The sequence below is a fragment of the Pantoea sp. RCC30.1 genome (assembly GCF_058148845.1).
The window spans coordinates 1-20,120 of sequence record NZ_JBXUHX010000022.1 but is presented as its reverse complement, the minus strand read 5'-3'; the positions used below and the strand labels follow the sequence as shown (position 1 = coordinate 20,120).

17 protein-coding genes and 1 pseudogene are annotated in these 20,120 nt (G+C 56.1%); 12 read left to right on the top strand and 6 right to left on the bottom strand.

The features are described 5' to 3' along the window. Positions 1 to 38: 38 nt before the first annotated feature. A pseudogene (locus AC2LB6_RS17705) lies at positions 39 to 212 on the bottom strand (AbrB/MazE/SpoVT family DNA-binding domain-containing protein); the annotation flags it as partial. Positions 213 to 368: 156 nt separating this feature from the next. Beyond that, positions 369 to 1,181 carry a DeoR/GlpR family DNA-binding transcription regulator gene (locus tag AC2LB6_RS17700; RefSeq protein ID WP_490094478.1) on the bottom strand — a complete coding sequence of 271 codons (813 nt, stop codon included), beginning with the start codon at positions 1,179 to 1,181 and terminating at the stop codon, positions 369 to 371. A 352-nt stretch (positions 1,182 to 1,533) separates the two neighbouring features. Between AC2LB6_RS17700 and AC2LB6_RS17695 the strand changes: the two genes are divergently transcribed. From AC2LB6_RS17695 to AC2LB6_RS17665, 7 genes are all read left to right on the top strand, one after another. After that, positions 1,534 to 2,331: a GolD/DthD family dehydrogenase gene (locus AC2LB6_RS17695; protein WP_490094477.1), complete on the top strand. Its 798-nt coding sequence runs from the start codon at positions 1,534 to 1,536 to the stop codon at positions 2,329 to 2,331. Positions 2,332 to 2,386: 55 nt separating this feature from the next. Next, the gene (locus AC2LB6_RS17690) at positions 2,387 to 3,322 is read left to right on the top strand and encodes a D-ribose ABC transporter substrate-binding protein (RefSeq protein ID WP_490094476.1); all 936 of its coding nucleotides are present in this window, start codon (positions 2,387 to 2,389) and stop codon (positions 3,320 to 3,322) included. Between the two features lie 45 nt (positions 3,323 to 3,367). Continuing rightward, positions 3,368 to 3,979 (top strand): DUF2291 family protein, encoded by a 612-nt coding sequence (locus AC2LB6_RS17685; protein WP_490094510.1) that lies wholly within the window; start codon positions 3,368 to 3,370, stop codon positions 3,977 to 3,979. Positions 3,980 to 3,989: 10 nt separating this feature from the next. Continuing rightward, positions 3,990 to 5,522, top strand: a complete 1,533-nt coding sequence (locus tag AC2LB6_RS17680; RefSeq protein WP_490094475.1) for a sugar ABC transporter ATP-binding protein — start codon at positions 3,990 to 3,992, stop codon at positions 5,520 to 5,522. Between the two features lie 82 nt (positions 5,523 to 5,604). Then, the gene (locus tag AC2LB6_RS17675) at positions 5,605 to 6,672 is read left to right on the top strand and encodes an ABC transporter permease (protein WP_490094474.1); all 1,068 of its coding nucleotides are present in this window, start codon (positions 5,605 to 5,607) and stop codon (positions 6,670 to 6,672) included. 11 nt (positions 6,673 to 6,683) lie between these two features. After that, positions 6,684 to 7,481, top strand: coding sequence for an SDR family oxidoreductase (locus AC2LB6_RS17670; RefSeq protein ID WP_490094473.1), 798 nt, complete (start codon positions 6,684 to 6,686; stop codon positions 7,479 to 7,481). A 173-nt stretch (positions 7,482 to 7,654) separates the two neighbouring features. Next, complete coding sequence (locus AC2LB6_RS17665) at positions 7,655 to 9,088, top strand: YchO/YchP family invasin (protein WP_490094472.1); 1,434 nt, start codon at positions 7,655 to 7,657, stop codon at positions 9,086 to 9,088. Positions 9,089 to 9,223: 135 nt separating this feature from the next. Here AC2LB6_RS17665 and AC2LB6_RS17660 read toward each other — a convergent pair whose 3' ends face one another. The 3 genes from AC2LB6_RS17660 to AC2LB6_RS17650 all read right to left on the bottom strand — a co-directional run bounded on the left by AC2LB6_RS17660 (position 9,224) and on the right by AC2LB6_RS17650 (position 11,922). Continuing rightward, positions 9,224 to 9,424: a hypothetical protein gene (locus AC2LB6_RS17660; protein WP_419138015.1), complete on the bottom strand. Its 201-nt coding sequence runs from the start codon at positions 9,422 to 9,424 to the stop codon at positions 9,224 to 9,226. Positions 9,425 to 9,509: 85 nt separating this feature from the next. After that, positions 9,510 to 10,004 (bottom strand): MarR family winged helix-turn-helix transcriptional regulator, encoded by a 495-nt coding sequence (locus AC2LB6_RS17655; protein WP_490094471.1) that lies wholly within the window; start codon positions 10,002 to 10,004, stop codon positions 9,510 to 9,512. A gap of 373 nt (positions 10,005 to 10,377) precedes the next feature. Beyond that, complete coding sequence (locus AC2LB6_RS17650) at positions 10,378 to 11,922, bottom strand: methyl-accepting chemotaxis protein (RefSeq protein WP_490094470.1); 1,545 nt, start codon at positions 11,920 to 11,922, stop codon at positions 10,378 to 10,380. Positions 11,923 to 12,450: 528 nt separating this feature from the next. On the opposite strand from AC2LB6_RS17650, the gene AC2LB6_RS17645 reads away from it, so the two are divergent. After that, on the top strand, positions 12,451 to 14,007 hold the full coding sequence (locus AC2LB6_RS17645; protein ID WP_490094469.1) for a putative bifunctional diguanylate cyclase/phosphodiesterase: 1,557 nt from the start codon (positions 12,451 to 12,453) through the stop codon (positions 14,005 to 14,007). A 76-nt stretch (positions 14,008 to 14,083) separates the two neighbouring features. On the opposite strand, the gene AC2LB6_RS17640 is transcribed toward AC2LB6_RS17645, so the two are convergent. Continuing rightward, positions 14,084 to 15,157 carry a porin gene (locus AC2LB6_RS17640; RefSeq protein WP_490094468.1) on the bottom strand — a complete coding sequence of 358 codons (1,074 nt, stop codon included), beginning with the start codon at positions 15,155 to 15,157 and terminating at the stop codon, positions 14,084 to 14,086. 929 nt (positions 15,158 to 16,086) lie between these two features. On the opposite strand from AC2LB6_RS17640, the gene AC2LB6_RS17635 reads away from it, so the two are divergent. The 4 genes from AC2LB6_RS17635 to AC2LB6_RS17620 form a co-directional block, all read left to right on the top strand. Continuing rightward, positions 16,087 to 17,307 (top strand): aspartate aminotransferase family protein, encoded by a 1,221-nt coding sequence (locus AC2LB6_RS17635; RefSeq protein ID WP_490094467.1) that lies wholly within the window; start codon positions 16,087 to 16,089, stop codon positions 17,305 to 17,307. Further along, complete coding sequence (gene astA, locus AC2LB6_RS17630; RefSeq protein ID WP_490094466.1) at positions 17,304 to 18,335, top strand: arginine N-succinyltransferase; 1,032 nt, start codon at positions 17,304 to 17,306, stop codon at positions 18,333 to 18,335. The genes AC2LB6_RS17635 and astA overlap by 4 nt, the downstream gene beginning before the upstream one ends. Continuing rightward, positions 18,332 to 19,801: a succinylglutamate-semialdehyde dehydrogenase gene (gene astD, locus AC2LB6_RS17625; RefSeq protein WP_490094465.1), complete on the top strand. Its 1,470-nt coding sequence runs from the start codon at positions 18,332 to 18,334 to the stop codon at positions 19,799 to 19,801. Before astA ends, astD begins: the two co-directional genes overlap by 4 nt. Next, on the top strand, positions 19,798 to 20,120 hold a 323-nt coding region (locus AC2LB6_RS17620), incomplete at its 3' end, for an N-succinylarginine dihydrolase (protein ID WP_490094464.1). The genes astD and AC2LB6_RS17620, both read left to right, overlap by 4 nt.

Genomic DNA, 20,120 nt, shown 5'->3' with positions numbered 1-20,120 from the left:
GGCTCGCCATCCCTGGCTCACACACTTTGCTCTTCAGGCAGTTCTGCAAGAGAGTAACCGACTTCCTGTTTTACAGGCTCAATAATGAGTTTTCCTTCAACCAAATCGATTTTTATTTCGTCATAAATATTAAGATTTAGTGCCTGCATCAATGTCGCCGGGATGCGTATTGCTGGAGAGTTACCCCAGCGTTTAACATTTCCATGAATCATTTAACATGCCTCTAATACACAATGTAGATACATGTCAGCGCAATATACATTGTATACACAAGTGATGTGAGCCTGGACGGTGGGTATTGTCGTGTTTCATCAGGTGTAGTGTGCGGGCCAGGCTTTCTGCACAAAGAAAAGCGGAAGCGATAATAATTACATCGCCCGCTTCAGCGGCAGCGGGGCCACAAGCACTTTTACTCCCAGGGCTTCAAACGCTTTGACCTGCCCGGGGCTGATGCCGTTGTCGGTGATCAGGTAGTGGATGTTGCTCCAGTCACAGGGGAGAGCGAACATGGATACCTTGTCGATTTTGCTGGAGTCCGCCACCACATAAACTGTGCTGGCGGATTTGATCATCGCCAGTTTTACTTTGATGTCAGTTTCACTGGGGAAGCTCAGGCCCAGACGCGGCGAGATGCAGGCGGTCGCCAGGAAGAGTTTTTCGGCCAGCACGTTTTCGAAAAAACTGGCCGCTTTCTCGCCAGAGGTGGAGAGCGTCGGAAATTTAAAGGTGCCGCCGGTCAGCAGAATGTTGATCCCCGGCTCGCCACCCAGTTTCAGGGCGATATTCACCGCCGTGGTCACCACTGACAGACGGCGGATGTGGCTGATGGCGTCGGTAATCGCAGTGGTCGTGGTACCGGAATCGAAAATCACCGTGTCGCCATTTTCGATATGCTGCGCCGCCAGTCGGCCAATCGCTTCTTTCTCTTCCAGATGAGTCTGCCGCTCCAGCAGCATCGCCCCGGTATTCTGCTTGCCCGTCATCAGCGTCGCGCCACCATGGTAGCGCTGCACAAAGCCCTGTTTTTGCAGCATGCGCAGGTCGCTGCGTAATGTGGCTTCGGTCAGGCCAAAGGTCTCTGTCAACGCTTTGACCGTGACCGTGCCATCCTCACGGATCATCTCCAGAATTTTCTCGCGGCGTTGCTGCATGTCAGCGAACTGCTCACTTTTGCTTTTCAATCGAAATGCTCCCTTTTCCAATAACCTGAGAGGTCGGGCAAACAAGGTCTCTTTGGCTGAGTTTAACGCGCCATTTTTATGAATGCGAGATAGCCAGATAGGCCATTGGTTTTCGAACGAAAATTAATAATCCGCAGGTTATTGAATCTCTCAGGCTTTCCCGATTGCAGCAGAGCGGCTTTATTTCGGGACTGGAAGTCAGATCACGTCTTTTCAATCAGATAAGCCACTTTAGGCGACAGATGGTCGAAATTTGATCTGCCCCACACATCATTTCTTTTCGATAGCTTATATTTTTGTTCGAAAATGAGTAAATCATTCGTATCAGCAAAAATTCAGGGGGAAGAGTGGGATGAGTGGTGAATATGACGTAAACCTGCGCTACGGCGTGGATACCGCAATGAGTCTGGCCGACAAAGTCGCGGTGGTGACGGGTGGGCTGGGCGGCATCGCCATGGCGACCAATGGCATGTTGCTGGAGAAGGGCGCGCGTCTGGCACTGCTCTATCCACCGTTTGAAGCGGATAAGGTCGCCAGCCTTCAGGCGGACTTCGCGGCCGATCGGGTGCAGTTTGTCTGCTGTGACGTCACCGAGCCCGCGTCGGTGGAAGAGGCGTTTGACGCAGTAGTTTCCCACTATGGCCGCATCGATATCCTGGTGAACTGCGCGGGCTACGTGATGCTGCAGCCGGTGATTGAAACCGATTTTGCCGAGTGGCAGAAGCAGATCGCCGTGAATCTTACCGGGCCTTTTCTCTGCTCGCAGGCGGCTGCAAAGCTGATGATTCGTGCCGGTGCGGGCGGCAAGATTATTAATATCGCCTCACAGGCGGCGTCCATCGCTATCGACAACCATGTCGCCTATACCTCCGCCAAAGCAGGTCTGCTGGGCATGACCAAAGTGATGGCCAAAGAGTTTGCTCCGCATCGCATCAACGTGAACACCCTGTCGCCCACCGTGGTGCTGACGCCGATGGGCGAGAAAGCCTGGCGCGGCGAGAAGGGAGAGCAGATGAAAAAACTGATTCCGCTGGGTCGCTTTGCTTATACCGATGAGATCGCCGCCGCCGTGCTGTTCTTTGCCAGCAACGGCAGCGACATGATCACTGGCGCAGATTTAATGATCGATGGTGGCTTCACCATCTGGTAAGGCGAACCCAACACCCGGGACTTCATACCCTGCCATAACGATAAGAGAGAACATCATGAAAAACCGTACCCTGCTGTGCACTGCCGTAGTTGCCTGTCTGGTTTCGCAGGCGGCGTTTGCCGCCGAAAAAGGCACCATTATGATTCTGGTTAACTCACTCGATAATCCCTACTACGCCTCCGAAGCCAAAGGCGCCAATCTCAAAGCGCAGGAGCTGGGTTACAAAACCACGGTGCTGTCGCACGGCGAAGATGTGAAGAAGCAGAGCGAACTGATCGACGCGGCTATTGGGAAGAAAGTGCAGGGTATCGTGCTGGATAACGCCGACTCGACCGCCAGCGTGGCGGCAATTAAAAAAGCCAAAGATGCCGGGATCCCGGTGGTGCTGATCAACCGCGAAATCCCGGTGGATGACGTGGCGCTGGCGCAGATCACCCACAACAATTTCCAGGCGGGTTCAGACGTGGCCAACGTCTTTGTCGAAAAGATGGGCGAAAAGGGCAAATACGCCGAACTGGCCTGTAACCTGGCCGACAATAACTGCGTGACCCGCTCTAAATCGTTCCATCAGGTGCTGGATCAATATCCTGATATGCAGAGTGTGGCGCGTCAGGATGCCAAAGGCACATTGATCGACGGTAAGCGCATTATGGACAGTATCCTGCAGGCGCATCCGGATGTGAAAGGGGTGATCTGCGGTAACGGTCCGGTGGCGCTGGGCGCGATTGCAGCGCTCAAAGCCGCAGGTCGCAACGATGTGATTGTGGTGGGCATTGATGGCAGCAACGACGAACGTGATGCGGTGAAAGCGGGCACGCTGAAAGCCACGGTGATGCTGCAGGCGCAGGCGATTGCCGCCGAAGGCGTAACCGATCTCGATAACTTTATCCAGAAAGGCGTCAAGCCGGCCAAACAGCGCGTGATGTTCCGCGGCATTCTGATTACTTCGGAAAACGCCAAAGGCGTACAGGACTTTAACTACAAGTCGTAATTAACCGCTGTCGCGCCTGCGAAAGCGGGCGCCAGGGAGAAGATGATGTCCCGAAGAGTCTGGCTGACGCTGGTGATCTTGCTGTTAAGCGGCTGCAAAATTGTGTCGCAGCAGGAGCTGGCTGCCCTGAAAAATCCCCCTAATCCGAAAATGGCGAACATCGACCAGCTGTGGCAGCAGAAGCTGGTGCCGCAGGTTCAGACGGAAGCTAAACCGCTGGCGACGCTGATGAAGTCCCTGCAGTCTGCCAAAGACTTTGACAGCGCCTGCCAGATCTACGGCTATCGCAGTCAGGCTGAGAACCCCTGTGCCTTCAGCGTCTCCGTTCGCGGCGAAGTGACTGCCGTGAATACCACATCACGCAGCGGAAAGATGACCGTGAAGGATGATTCAGGTGACAGTGTCACAATTCAGGTCGGTCCTATCATTCGCGGCACGGCGCTGCGCGATGTTTACAAAGGGGCGAGCTATCAGGACTTCAATGACCAGGTGCTGTTCGGCGATTACGGTAAGGCGATTAACCAGCACGCCTCCAGCCTGATGCAGACGTTCGCGCCGAAGGTGGGCGACAAAGTGATGGTTTCCGGCGTGTTCAGCAGCTGGGACATTCCACAACAGCTGCCGGATATCACCCCGGCTGCCATCACCCGGCAATAAGGAGCGGCAGATGCAAAATCCTCAACCGCAACCCTCCGGCGACGTGATTATCGAAACACGCCATGTGTCGCGTCTCTATCCCGGTGTGACTGCGCTCGATCAGGTCAGCTATCGGGTCTACCGCAATAAAGTGAATGTGCTGATCGGGGAGAACGGGGCCGGTAAGTCCACCATGATGAAGATGCTGGCGGGGGTGGAAACGCCGTCGTCGGGCGAGATTCTGCTGGATGGCAAGGTGGTGTCACTGAACTCCACGCATCAGGCGGAGAAGCAGGGGATCAGCATTATTTTTCAGGAGCTGAACCTGTTTCCCAACATGAACGTGATGGACAACATTTTTATCGCCAACGAATTCTTCCAGCGCGGGGTGATCAATGAAAAGTATCAGTACGCGCTGGCGAAGTCGCTGCTGGATCGGCTGCAGCTGGATGTCGATCCCTACGCGCCGCTGGGCGAGCTGGGCATTGGTCATCAGCAGCTGGTGGAGATCGCCCGCGCGCTGTCGAAGGATACCCGGGTATTGATCATGGATGAGCCGACCAGCGCCCTGAGCCAGTCTGAAGTCAAAGTGCTGTTCAGCGTCATTGACCAGCTGAAGCGGCGCGGCGTGACCATCATCTACATCTCTCACCGGCTGGAAGAGCTGATGGAGATTGGCGACCACATCACCATTTTCCGCGATGGCCGTTTTATCAGTGAGCGTGAGGTACGCGACGCCAGCGTGCCGTGGATCATCGCCCAGATGGTGGGTGATAAGAAAAAACAGTTCGACTATCAGCCTGCGCCACAAGGGGAAACGGTGCTGGAGGTCGAGGGCCTGACCGCGCTGCATCAGAACGGCGGCTACAAGCTGAATGAGGTCAGTTTTACCCTGCGCAAAGGCGAGGTGATCGGCATTTATGGACTGCTGGGTGCCGGACGTACCGAGCTGTTTAAGGGGCTGATTGGCCTGATGCCCTGTCAGTCGGGCCGGGTACGGCTCTCCGGTAAAGATCTGGCGAAACGTAGCTTCCAGCAGCGGCTGAAAAGTGGCATCGCGCTGGTGCCCGAAGATCGCAAAGGCGAAGGGGTGATTGAACTGATGTCGGTTACCGCCAACATGACGCTCTCTGACTTCAGCCTGCGCGGTTTCCGTCGGGCGCTGGGGCTGCTGAATCCGGGCCGGGAGCGGCAGCGGGTGAACGAGATGATCGGCCATCTGGCGATTAAAGTCAGCGATCCTGACCTGCCGGTGACGGCGCTGAGCGGTGGTAATCAGCAGAAAGTGGTACTGGGTAAGGCGCTGATGACCGGACCGCAGGTCGTACTGCTGGATGAGCCGACACGCGGCATCGATGTGGGCGCTAAAACCGACGTCTATCACCTGATCGGCAACCTGGCACAGCAGGGGCTGGCAGTGATGTTCTCATCCTCCGAACTGGATGAGGTGATGGCGCTGGCGGACCGCATTTTAGTGATGGCCGATGGCCGGATTACTGCCGATCTGCCGCGTGCAGCGGCGACGCGAGAACATCTGATTGCGGCATCAACACCACAGGATTAAGCGCCTGGCCCATTGGGCTATTTCAGATTGCCTGCAACAATTACGCCTGTTGGGCCAGGCTATAAGCTGGCCGGAGAATGTCATGAACCAAAAATATCTGCTCTACATGTACCTGCTCAAGGCGCGCACCTTTATTGCGTTGCTGATTGTGGTCGGCTTTTTCAGCGTGATGGTGCCGAACTTTCTGACTCCCTCCAACCTGCTGATCATGACGCAGCACGTGGCGATCACCGGGCTGCTGGCGATAGGTATGACGCTGGTGATCCTTACCGGCGGTATTGATCTTTCTGTCGGCGCGGTCGCCGGAATTTGCGGCATGGTGGCGGGCGCGCTGCTGACCAATGGCATCCCGTTGTGGGGCGGCAATACGCTGTTTCTCAACGTGCCTGAAGTGATTCTGGTGGTGGCCATCTTCGGCGTGCTGGTAGGGCTGATTAACGGCACGGTGATCACCCGGCTGGGCGTGGCCCCTTTTATCTGCACCCTGGGGATGATGTATGTGGCGCGCGGTGCGGCACTGCTGTTCAACGACGGCGGCACATACGCCAACCTGGTGGGCGTACCCGCACTCGGTAACACCGGTTTTGCCCTGCTTGGCTCCGGCTCCGTGCTGGGCGTTTATCTGCCGATCTGGCTGATGCTCGGCTTTTTACTGCTCGGCCTCTACCTGACGCGCAAAACCCCGCTGGGCCGTTACATCTATGCCATCGGCGGCAATGAGTCCGCTGCGCGACTGGCGGGCGTGCCGATTATCAAAGTGAAAATCTTTGTCTACGCCTTTTCCGGCCTCTGCGCCGGTCTTGTCGGGCTGGTGGTGGCCTCTCAGTTGCAGACCGCACACCCGATGACCGGCAACATGTTTGAGATGGACGCCATTGGTGCCACCGTGCTGGGCGGCACGGCGCTGGCGGGCGGCCGTGGACGGGTTTCCGGTTCGATTATTGGCGCTTTCGTTATCGTCTTCCTGGCGGATGGCATGGTGATGATGGGCGTCAGCGATTTCTGGCAGATGGTGATTAAAGGTCTGGTGATTGTGACTGCGGTGGTGATCGACCAGTTCCAGCAACGTCTGCAAAGCAAAGTGGTGCTGCTGCGTCGCCATGAAAAAAAGCAGCAGTCAGTGCCTCTCACTGATGTCCGTCACAGTTAACAGGAGCGATTATGAGCCGCGAACAACGTGGTAAAACAGTGGTGATTACCGGTGCCTGTCGTGGCATTGGTGCCGGGATCGCGGCGCGTTTCGCCCGCGACGGGGCCAGGCTGGTGATGGTATCGAATGCTGAGCGGGTCTTCACTACGGCCGACCAGCTTCAGCAGCAGTACGGCAGTGAGATACTGGCGCTGCAGGTCGATGTCACGGATGAAGCCGCGGTACAACAGCTCTATCAGCAGGCCGCAGAACGCTTTGGTCAGATTGACGTCTCGATACAGAATGCGGGTGTGATCACCATCGACCGCTTCGACACCATGCCGAAAAGCGACTTTGAGCGGATTCTGGCGGTTAACACCACCGGCGTCTGGCTCTGCTGTCGTGAAGCAGCAAAATATATGGTACAGCAGCGCAGCGGCAGCCTGATTAATACCTCATCGGGACAGGGACGGCAGGGCTTTATCTACACGCCACACTATGCCGCCAGCAAAATGGGGGTGATTGGCATTACCCAGAGTCTGGCGCTGGAGCTGGCGCCGTGGAACATCACGGTCAACGCCTTCTGTCCCGGCATCATTGAAAGTGAGATGTGGGATTACAACGATCGCGTCTGGGGCGAGATTCTCAGTAGCGAGGAGAAAACCTACGGCAAAGGTGAGCTGATGGCAGAGTGGGTGAAAAACATTCCGCTGAAGCGTGCCGGTCAGCCGGAGGATGTCGCCGGACTCGTGGCGTTTCTGGCCTCAGACGATGCGCGCTATATCACCGGCCAGACCATCAATGTGGATGGCGGTTTAATCTTCTCCTGATACCTGCTTTTCTACGTCGGGCCTGCATAAACGCAGGCCTTTTTTGGCCCGGATTTTTCCGTTATATGCACATATCGCCGCTGCTGTCCTGCATCGCCGTCACAATATGTTAAGGTAAGTGCTGATGATTTGTCTTTAATCGCAGCAACGAACTAATCAACGTGCCGGGTGACATGATACGGAAAACAGGGGTTCTCTCTTTAATTGCGCTGTCGCTGACTGCCACGCAGAACGCCCGCGCCTTCCAGACTGAAACAACGGTGTCTGAGACGCCATTCGATAATCCGGCGCGCTACAGTGACTCACTACCGACGCTGGGTGGTGCCAGCGATCAGGATGAAGAGTGGAGCAAAAAGCTGGCGACCGTAGCAAAAAGTATCGGTGAAGCCAGTAACAACAGCGACAGCAATGTGACGTTTGGTCAGCAGGCGGGCGTCTGGGCGTTCAATCATCTGCGCGATGAAGTGGCCGATCGGGTTGAGGGCGAAGGGCAGTCACTGCTTTCTCCTTACGGCAACGCGCAGCTGGATCTGAAAGTCGATATGAACGGGAACTTCAACGGCACCGGTGGCGATCTCTTCAGCGCCCTGGCCGATGAGAACAGCCTGCTCACCTTCAGCCAGCTTGGCCTGCATGATACCGATGATGGTCTGGTTGGCAATGCGGGGCTGGGACAACGCTGGGACGCGGGTGACTGGCTGCTGGGTTACAACGGTTTTATCGACCGCACCTTTAGCAGCGGCCTGCAGCGCGCCTCTATGGGCACGGAGGCGTGGAGCGATTCGATGCGTTTCTCTGCCAACTACTATCAGCCGCTTTCCGGCTGGAAAAACCTGAATGATTCACAGCAGCAGCGCATGGCGCGCGGCTATGACATCACCAGCCAAAGCTATCTGCCATTTTATCGTCAGGTTGGCGTTTCGGTGAGCTATCAGCAATATCTGGGTGAGAATGTTGATCTGTTTAACAGCGGCAACCGCTATCACAACCCCTCCGCCATGTCGTTTGGCCTCTCTTACACGCCGGTGCCGCTGGTGACCTTATCCGCCACCCACAAAACCAGCAGCGCCGGTGAAAGCCAGGATCAGCTGGGGCTGAAACTCAACTATCGCTTTGGCGTGGCGCTGAGCCGTCAGCTCGATGCCGGTAACGTCGCAGAAGCCCGTTCCCTGCGCGGCAGCCGTTACGATACCGTGACCCGAAGTGATACGCCGGTGCTCTCATTCCGTCAGCGCAAAACGCTCTCCGTGTTTCTGGCGACCCCACCCTGGCAGCTGAGCAGTGGCGAGAGTCTGCCGCTGAAGCTGCAGGTGCGGGCCAGCAATGACATTAAGGCGGTAAGCTGGCAGGGCGATACCCAGGCGCTGAGCCTGACGCCACCGGCAAATAACGCCGATCCGCAGGGCTGGAGTGTGATCTTACCGCAGTGGGATCCGGCACCGGAGGCCAGCAACGAATATCGTCTGTCGGTAACCCTGGAGGACAGTAAGCAGCAGCGTGTGACCTCTAACTGGATCACGCTAAAGGTTGAACCGCCGATGGCGCTGGACGCGGCCCCGCAGAACGATCGCTATGATTTGATGGCACCCGCTGGCACCACACTTTAGTTGGGATGCTTTACTGCACAGGAAGGATAGAGGAGTTAATAGCGGCGTGGTGAGCAGCCAGGGTCGGGTTGACGACGCTGCATTGATATTAAAAAGGCAAGGGCAGCGCCGCCGTTCAGCACAGCGGCCCGGTTATCAGTTCACCATGTTCGTCACAATACGAACGGCTCTGGCATAGACTTCTCGCTGACCGTTGACCGACCGCGCCTGCTGATGCTGCAGAAAAGCGATAATTTCCTGAATGCCTGCCGTCTTGCCTGACTTCAGCAGGCTCGACACAGCCTGGCCTACCACGGCATGGACGTCATCCATATCCGCCGGTTTATTGCTACTCAACGGAAACTCCAGCGGCAACCGTTCTGCTCAACAGCACCTGTCATGACAACGCTCAGCTTGTCCGAACGTGTAGCGAAAGCCTGTTTCATGGCACAGCCTTAAGCAGTTTTTCGCGCAGTGTGGCGACCATGGTCGTCAGCTCTCCCAGCTCGCTACAGTCAGTATCCATCACCGAGACCATATCCGCCGGGACGCCAGCCGCGTCGACTTTAAGCTGGTGGCCCTGTTCCGTCAGAGAGATAAACACCCGGCGCTCATCGTTTCCGGTGTCACGCTGACGGCTGATGATGCCCGCGCCTTCCAGCCGCTTCAAAAGCTGGCTGAGCGTGCCGGAATCGAGCCGGACGCGGGCACCAATCTCAGAGACAGTCAGGCCATCTTTTTCCCACAGCACCAGCAGAACCAGATATTGCGGATAGGTCAGTCCCAGCGGTTTCAGCCGTGACTGATAGAGCCTGGTCATGGCAAGGGATGCGGAATAGAGCGCAAAGCAAAGAAACTGGTCGATGGTTTCAGGCGCTGCACTGGCGGGAGGCGTATCAGAGATCCCTGCGGTTTCATCATTCATATTTTTACTCATTCTGAGTCCGGGGTGGGACGGCCAGACTACCGGCGGTTTGCCAGCCGTGAAGTCTCGCTAAATGTCTCGGGAAGTTGTGGATTGCGGCGTCCGCTCTTTACTGGTGTAAGACACCAGACCTTTAAGCGCTATCGCGGCGGAGAAACAGTGCTGAGCTGCGGCTCCGTTTGAAAGGTGTAACAGTATTGAGTCAAATTATATTGAAGTCAACATAACTGGCCGCAACCCCAGCGCACAACGTGCGCAAGAGTGCTAAGCCGCTGATAGTGGCAACCAACTTTCAGCTTTTAACTCAGGCTGAAGTCAAAATATCGAACCCGTCATCGGCCTGTGAGGTCAGTTTTTCCGGCAGAGGGGGTTCTGCCGGAAAGGCTTATACCGTGAAGGTCTCAACCATGCCGCGCAGGTCGCGCGCCTGACCCAACAGTGACTGTGACGCAGAAGAGGACTCTTCCACCAGCGCGGCGTTGTTTTGGGTGACGCCATCCATCTGACTCACCGCAATGCTGACCTGGGAGATGCCCTGCATCTGTTCACCGGAGGAGAGGGAGAGGTTGTCCATCGCATCGGCCAGTTCACCCACGCGGCTGACAATCCTGAGTATGCGCTCACCCGTTCCCGCCGCCACGGTCACACCTTCTTCGACCTGGGTCACGGCCTGCTCAATCAGCTGTTTGATGTCGCGTGCTGCGGTGGCACTGCGCTGGGCCAGCGATCGGACTTCGCCCGCGACCACGGCAAAGCCGCGGCCATCTTCACCGGCGCGTGCTGCTTCGACGGCGGCGTTGAGCGCCAGAATATTGGTCTGGAAAGCGATGCCTTCGATCACCGACGTGATATCGCGCACCTTAACGGCACTCAGAGAAATGTCATGCATCGTTTCCGACAGGCGCTGAACATCCGCTTCGCCGGCCTGAGCCAGAGTAGCGGCCTCGCGCGCTGAACCCGCCGTCTGCTGTGCGCCCGCAGCGTTGCTTTTCACCGTGGCGGTGAGCTGCTCCATGCTGGCGGCAGTTTCCTGCAGTGCAGCAGCCTGCTGCTCGGTACGGGATGAAAGCTCGGTGTTGCCCTGGGAAATCTCATCGGCTGCCAGCGCCACGGAGGCAGAGGCATCCTTGATTTGCGTCACCAGCCCGCGCAGATTGGTCTGCATGCCGCTTAACGAGGCAAGCAAGCTGGTGCTGTCACTCCGACGTAGCGTCACCGGCGACGTCAGATTGCCCGCGGCAATCGCCGCAGCCAGTGTCTGAGCCTGGCCCGGTTCGCCACCTAGCTGTCGCATCAGAATCCGCGCAATCAGTACGCAGGTAACGACCGCAGCCAGCACGGAGAGCGCCGCCAGAATAATCAGTATCCAGATGGTGCGGGTAATGGCACTGGCGTTATCTGTAACGGCATCCCGGCTATTACGCATCTCAAGCTCGGTCAGATCGTTGATCGCCTTCAGCAGACTCTGCTGAGCAGGGCGTGCGACCGTTAACAGATAGCCGGTCACTTCCTGCTGACGGTTTTCCAGTCCCAGTTTCCCGGCGGTCATCAGGGTAGAGAGGGCGGCCTCTTCTGTGGACACGATTCGGTTCATCGCCTCCTTTCCATCCTGGCCACCATCCGCCTGCATCATGCGCGAAAGTTCTTCGCGGTTGCTGATATAAAGCGCCCGCTGTTTTTGCAGACGTTCCCATTCTGGCTGCATCGCAATCGGATCGGTCATCAGGGCAAGGTTACGCACCGCAATGGCCATGTCCCGCACACCGCCGCGCATATCCAGTACCGTCTGGTACTTCTTCAGCCTGACATTGACCACCTCATCCATACTGGTGCGGGCGCTATTCAGCGCGTGAATCGCAGTACCGACACAGATAACAAACAGCAGAATAAGCAAGCCAAAACCAGCGCCAAGGCGCGTTGAAATTTTCATCTTTCTTTCCGGGACAGTTTATTGAATACCACGGTATCGGCAGGAGAAAAGGATTCTGGAGGGTTACATTTAACTTAATCGCTTGCTATTTAATTTTGTGCAATAAAAAACCGCATTCATCTTCATCGTTTTACGTCAGTAAATTGTGGGCAGTGGCGGGACTGTAATTCCCTTCAATAAACTGATTACTCTGCTTTTAGCGTCTGGTGAGTGTGACCCTTTTGGCGCTTCACTGAGCCAGCCAGAACGGCCGAAATGCACAAAATTAACTGGACGGGGCTGTTAATTTTGCCCGTGCTGCCGATAGAACACTCAGCAGGATCGATGACGGAACCGACATGAGCGGGGCTCCGCCGATCGTCTGCCTTGCTGCCGTAAGGTGGCTGAGAACGTGCGAATGCTATGAGTAGAAATACCACGGGGTGATTATTGTCGGCAGCTTTGCTGACAGGCTATGAGCAGTACGCCCCGGTTTTTACTGACAATTAAAACAACACTCTGACACTTGCCATCACCGGGAACTAACGCATGCGCCTGAAACTTTTCTGGCTCGCAATGCTGAATATTGCGACCATCATTTTACTCTCCACGCTGTGGGAATTTGGGCTGGAGGGACGGATCTGTATCCTGCTGGGCCTGGACTATGATCCCAGTTTTGAAACCAGCGAGCGACTGCGATTTATCCTGACCTCCTCCTCGTTTGCTGTTCTGGCGATGTTTATTCCGTCGCTGTTGATCGTGAATCTGATCCGCAAAACCCTGATTGCGGAAAAAGATGCGCTCAGACTGGCCGGAACCGATGCGCTGACCGGGGTCCTGAACCGCCGTTCCTTTAATGAGCATATTGCGGAACTTGATGCTGGTGGGACGCCCTATACCCTGACGCTGCTCGACATCAATGAATTTAAAAGTATCAATGATATGAACGGTCATCGTCAGGGCGATGCCACGTTGATTGCGCTGGCCAGTCTGCTGACGGCCTCGACGGACAGCGGGAGTCAGGTGTTTCGAGTGGGTGGAGATGAATTTGCCATTGTTGCCGACGCTTCCCAGACGGACCAGGCACTGGACGCCGCCAGGCGTTTTTGCGAGCAGGCGACATCCATCCGCACCGGTCCGCACACGTTCCTGAGTCTGTCAGCCGGTATTGCCAGCTCGGCCTGCACGGCGCAGGCTGATGTGATGCGGGCGGCGGATCTGGCGCTGTTCGAGGCGAAGCAGGATATGAGCTCTCATCTGGCGCGCTTCTCGCCAGACATGGAGCTGCGTTTTCGCCAGCGGGAAAGGCTGGAGCAGGAGGTGGTTGCCGCCGTCAGCGGTCACGCCATTGTTCCCTTCCTGCAGCCGCTGGTTTCACTGCGCACCGGAAACATTACCGGTTTTGAGATCCTGGCGCGCTGGATCACCGCGTCGGGCCAGACCGTTTCACCTGCAGAGTTTCTGCCGGTGGTCGAGCGTCTGGGACTGATGGACAGCATGACCGTGGCGCTGCTGCAGGATGCGGTCAGTGCCACACGGGCATGGCCTGCCGGGCTTTGCCTGTCGCTGAATATTACTCCGGAGCAGTTGCTGAGACCGTCGCTGACCACCTGTCTGTCCCGCATTATGCAGCATGCCAGCCCGGTCATGCTGGAGCTTGAAATCACCGAAGAGAAAGTCATGGCTATTTCTGATGACGCCCGCGAGGCGATTCGTCTGCTGAAAGAGTCAGGCATCGGCGTGGTACTGGATGATTTCGGCACCGGCTACTCCAACCTGTCGGTGTTGCTGGGACTGGGTATTACCAAAATAAAAATTGATCAATCGTTTATCGCCGGGATCGTAAATGGAGCGGAGCAGCGAAAAGTGGTGGAAACGCTGCTGGCGCTCTGTCAGGGACTGAATGTGGTGATTACGGCAGAGGGCATTGAGGATGTCGCCACGCTGAGATGGCTGAGAAAGCGCGGCTGTGATTACGGTCAGGGCTATCTTTTCAGTCGTCCGATACCCGCCGGGCAGGCAACTACGCTGCTGGCGTCCGCCAATGTAGAAGAGTTGATGCAGGAAGAGGCGGTGGCCGTCAGCTTAGTCAGGGCGTTGGGCTAGACGTCGTGTGACACCGTAAGGGTCTGGCGTGAGGCAATAAGCGGGCCTGGCGAGAAATGCCAGGCCCGCTGTCTCATCAGAACTGGTAAATCAGACCCAGTGCGGTGATGTCGTCGGTCGCCAGACTAAGCGGATTATTGTCTTTCAGCAGGTTGATGCGGTATTCACCGTACACCGACATGTTCTTGTTGAAGTAATAAGTCGCCCCCACGGCGGTGTATTTAATGATGTCGGCATCGCCGATATTTTCAATCTCTTTGCCCTTTGATGAGACGTAACCCAGCGACGGACGGAAGCCGTTCAGGAACTGATACTGTGCCACGGCTTCAAAGTTCTGCGCTTTGTTGGCGAAGCCGCCGCTAATGGGTGTAGCGTTCAGGGTTTCACCGTACATCGCGGCCAGATAAATCTGGTTTGCATCATATTTGACCGACGTCGCCCAGTGCTGGGCTTTCTCGCCTTCACCGCGTGCGGCCGCATTCTGCGCCGTGGTGCGATCCAGGCTGGCAAACGCACCCGCGAAGCTCAGGCCGAAGTCGAAGTCATAAGAGGCGGAGAGGGCGAAACCATCGCCATTGGAACGACGCACCCCGTCGATATTACTGCTGCGATCGTTTTTGCCCTGATACTGTGCGGCAAGGTTTAATCCATCGACCAGACCAAAGAAATTACTGTTCCGCCAGGTCAGCACGCCGGTTGAGCGGCCAGAGAGGAAGGCGTCGGTATAACCGGAGTCACCGCCAAAGAACGGCAGCATATCGGTGTAGCTCAGCGCGTCATACACCAGGCCATAGTTCCGGCCATAATCCAGCGAACCCGCCTCACCAAATTTCAGGCCTGCATAGCCCAGACGGGTGCGGTTGGTGGCCTGTGCGTCACTGCCTTCGGAGTTGTGAAGGCTGTACTGATATTGCCAGAAACCATAGCCGGTGAGCTGGTCAGTAATCTTAGTCTCGCCTTTGAAACCAAAGCGGGCATAAGAGGAGGTGTCACCATTGTTTTGATCGTCGTCAGAAAAGAGGTGAGACACGTTAATCTTGCCGACCAGATCCAGCTTATTGCCATCCTTGTTATAAACTTCTGCGGCCTGCGTGGAGGAGAGACCAATCAGTAACGGCATCACAGCCGCCAGTAAAGTGCGCTTCATCATTTAATTATTACCCTGTATTTATTAATTATTATTCCCCTGTTTTCGGAGTGAAATGAAAATGACACAAAAGGATAAATTTACAAAGTGGAATATAAGTAACAAATTGTGATTTGGTTATTCATCAGGCTGATAAGCGCGAGTAAAAGAAGATTAAATAACAAAGTAATAAGATTTTCTTCTGATGCACAATCCTCAATAAAATCTATTTAATAATATAAATATCAATAACATATGCGTTGACTGGATCGTAAAAACGGGAATTATTTGTGCGTTTTTAAATCAACAAAATACCTGATTTAATTATGGTTACTCCTTTAAAGTATTAACAATATAAGGATTTTATCCTAACCATTAGTCTGCGTATTAATATCTGTTCATGTTTTAAGAAATACTATTTTTATTGCAGATAATCACTTCAGAAGTAATCCGCCCGCGCACTGGTTAAATAATGATCGGTTTGCCGGTAATTTAGCCATATAAAGGCGAGAAGAGTCGCACGCTGGCCGCGATAAATGAAAATATTTTGTTAAATCTCGCTGGTCAGCGTCTGCTTTTTGGGAAGACTCACCCATCCCACGCTGCACCAGCGTGAGGCAAACTGCGTTAAAACAGGGCGCCAGATGGGCTTTTCTGGAGAGATAATTTATCAGCGATCACAAAAGCGATATTTCATCCCGCGAATGCATAATTCCGCTGTTTAAAACCCGGTTTTGCTGTTGCAATCAGACAATTATTCACTATTTATGCAAATTAAGTGAATGTTGCCAGCTCGTAACCCATTGATATTCCGTTATGAAGACCATTTTATGCATTAATTCTCTGGCTGGCATGTTATCTGCACTCTACAGTAGGGCTGCATTACAACATCTTTTAACAATTTCAAAACATAAGCTTTACCCAGTCGGTAAAGTAAAGCAGGAGAGTGGGTTATGGCACTGCACGTTTCACGTCACGATTTCGATCAATGGATGATGCCGGTTTATGCACCTGCGACCTTTGTACCCGTTCGCGCGGAAGGCTCCACCGTCTGGGATCAGAACGGCAAAGATTATATCGACTTTGCCGGTGGCATTGCCGTCAATGCGTTGGGTCATGCGCATCCGGCGTTACAACAGGCGTTGCAGGAACAGGCCGCACGTTTATGGCATACCGGTAATGGCTACACCAATGAACCGATCCTGCGTCTGGCGAAGCAGTTGATCGACGCCACCTTCGCTGACCGGGTCTTCTTCTGTAACTCCGGCGCGGAAGCGAACGAAGCGGCGCTGAAACTGGCGCGTAAAGTGGCGCATGACCGTGTCGGCCCCCATAAAAGTGGCATCGTGGCGTTCAGAAATGCGTTTCACGGCCGCACCCTGTTTACCGTGTCAGCTGGGGGGCAGCCCGCCTACTCAAAAGATTTTGCACCGCTGCCGCCAGAAATCCAGCATGCGCCATTCAACGATCTGGCTGCGGCGGCTGAACTGATTAATGACCACACCTGTGCGGTGATTGTTGAACCGATTCAGGGTGAGGGCGGCGTGCTGCCTGCCGATCCGGCGTTCCTGCGCGGACTGCGCGAACTCTGTGATAAGCATCAGGCTGTACTGATTTTCGATGAAGTGCAGAGCGGCGTTGGCCGCACCGGCTCGCTTTACGCCTATATGCATTATGGCGTCACGCCAGATGTCCTTACCAGCGCCAAAGCGCTGGGCGGCGGCTTCCCGATTGGTGCCATGCTCACCCGCGAAGATCTGGCGATGGTGATGGGCGTCGGCACCCACGGCACCACCTATGGCGGCAATCCGCTGGCAGGTGCAGTGGCCGGAAAAGTGATGGAGCTGATCAATCAGCCTGAACTGATGGCGGGTGTCACGCAGCGTCACGAGTGGATTGTTGCGGCACTGGATGAGATCAATCAGCGCCTGCATTTGTTTAAAGAAGTGCGCGGTCTGGGCCTGCTGATTGGCGCGGTACTGAGCGACGACTTTGCTGGTAAAGCCAAAGAGATCAACCTGGCCGCTGCTGAGATGGGTGTGATGGTACTGATTGCCGGTGCTAACGTGGTGCGTTTTGCCCCGGCACTGAATATCAGTGAGCAGGAAGTGAAGCTGGGTATGGCTCGCTTTGCCGAGGTATGTGAACGCCTGGTACGAGGGTCCGCATCATGATGGTAATCCGTCCGGTTGAACGCGATGACTTAAGCCAGCTGATGGCACTGGCTGGCAAAACCGGTGGCGGACTGACCTCGCTGCCCGTCGATAGCGCCACGTTACAGGCACGTATTGATCGATCGCTGCAGACCTGGGAGGAGTCGCTGCCCCGCGCTGAGCAGGGCTATGTCTTTGTTCTGGCGGACAGTGAAGATAATCGCGCCGTCGGCATCTGCGCCATTGAGGTGGCGGTCGGCCTGCAGGATCCCTGGTACAACTTTCGCGTCGGCACACAGGTGCACGCCTCGAAAGAGCTGAATGTCTATGCCGCGCTGCCCACTCTGTCGCTGAGTAACGATCACACCGGCAGCAGTGAATTGTGCACGCTGTTTCTCGATCCCGATTACCGTGACGGCAAAAACGGTTATCTGCTTTCGAAGTCCCGCTTCCTGTTTATGGCGAATTTCCGTGAACGCTTCACAGACCGCGTGGTGGCTGAGATGCGTGGCGTCAGCGATGAGCAGGGGCATTCACCGTTCTGGGAGAGTGTGGGCAGCCGCTTCTTCTCTATGGAATTCAGTAAAGCCGATTTCCTCAGCGGCACCGGCCAGAAATCCTTTATTGCTGAGCTGATGCCGAAGCATCCGCTCTATATCGACTACCTGACGCCAGAGGCGCAAGCCGTCATCGGACAGGTGCATCCACAAACGGCTCCTGCCCGTGCCGTGCTGGAGGCCGAGGGCTTCCGCTACCTCAACTATGTCGACATTTTTGATGGCGGCCCGACGCTGGAGTGCGATATCGACCACATCCGCGCCGTACGCAAAAGCCGTCTGCGCAGCGCAGAACGAGGTGAAAACCCGGCGGATGCGCCGCTCTGCCTGGTTGCCAATAACAATTACCGTCAGTTCCGTGTTGTGCTGATCCCGGCCCATGCCGATAGCGACAGCGTGCAACTTTCGGATGAACAGATGCGGGCGCTCCACTGCCAGCCGGGCGACAGCCTGCGCGTGGTGACGCTCTGCAAAGAGGAGAAAACAGCATGACGCACCTGATAAAGGGAGAATGGGTAGACGGTGACGCGGAGGTCCTGACCAAAGCGGATCCGGTCAGTGGCGAGACGTTATGGCAGGGCCAGGCGGCCTCAGCCGTGCAGGTCACGGCAGCCTGTGACGTGGGGCGTGCCGCCTTTCCAGGATGGGCCAGACGCCCGCTGGCGGAGCGGCAGGCGATCATTGAGAAATTTGCGGCCGGGCTTGAAGCCAATAAAACGGAGCTGGCAGAAACCATCGCCCGTGAAACCGGTAAGCCTCGCTGGGAGGCACTGACTGAAGTCGGCGCGATGATCAACAAAATCGGCTTTTCGGTGAAGGCGTACCATAGCCGCACTGGTGAGCAGCATGAGGGCGAAAGCTCACTGCGCCATCGTCCACATGGCGTGCTGGCGGTGTTTGGTCCTTATAATTTCCCTGGCCACCTGCCAAACGGTCATATCGTTCCGGCGCTACTGGCGGGCAACTGCGTGGTCTTTAAACCCAGCGAACTGACGCCGCTGACCGCCGAAAAAACGGTTGAGATCTGGCTGGCTGCGGGCCTGCCTGCCGGCGTGCTGGCGTTGTTACAGGGCGGCCGTGAAACCGGCCAGGCGCTGGCAAACTGTAGCCAGATTGATGGCCTGCTGTTTACCGGTAGCGCCCATACCGGCTATCAGCTGCATCGTCAGTTTGCCGGTCAGCCTGAGAAGATGCTGGCGCTGGAGATGGGCGGGAATAACGCCCTGATTGTGGAAGATCCGGCCGATCTGGATGCGGCCGTTAACATCACGCTGCAGTCAGCCTTTATTACTGCCGGTCAGCGCTGCACCTGCGCCCGGCGTCTGCTGGTTAAACGCGGCGAGGCGGGTGATGCCTTTCTGCAGCGGCTGGCTGAGGTGGCGGGGCGACTGCAACCGGCCGCCTGGAATGCTGAACCGCAGCCTTTTATGGGCAGTGTGATCTCCACCAGCGCGGCAGAGAAGATTATGAGTGAGTGGCAACGGCGGGTTGAGGCGGGCGGCGAGATGCTGCTGGCAATGCGCTGGCCGGATCGCCATAGCGCTATACTGACGCCGGGCATTATCGATTTAACCGGTGTGCAGGGCATTCCGGATGAAGAGGTTTTTGGCCCGCTGCTCGGCGTGATCCGCTATGACACCTTTGACGAGGCGATCGCGCTGGCGAACCAGACCCGTTACGGCCTGTCGTGTGGATTGATCTCCCCTTCGCGCGAGCAGTTCGATCAGCTGCTGCTTGAAGCGCGTGCCGGTATCGTCAACTGGAACAAACCGCTGACCGGCGCGGCCAGCACCGCGCCGTTTGGTGGCATTGGTGCCTCGGGCAACCATCGCGCCAGCGCCTGGTATGCGGCGGATTACTGCGCCTGGCCGATGGCTTCGCTGGAGACGCCGGACCTGACGCTGCCCGCTACGCTGTCACCGGGACTCGATTTCTCCGCGCAGGAGAAGAGTTCATGAAGGCAATCGAAGCCAACTTTGATGGGCTGGTGGGATTAACGCACCACTATGCCGGGCTGTCGTTTGGTAACGAGGCCTCGACCCGCAATCAGCTGCAGCCGTCGAATCCCCGTCTGGCGGCAAAGCAGGGGTTGCTGAAGATGAAAGCGCTGGCCGATATGGGCTACGTGCAGGGAGTGATCCCCCCGCACGAGCGTCCCAATATTGCGGCGCTGCGTCAGCTCGGCTTCAGCGGCAGCGATGAGCAGGTGCTGGCGGCAGCCGGGAAAACCGCACCGGGATTACTCTCCGCCGTCAGTTCCGCGTCGGCGATGTGGGT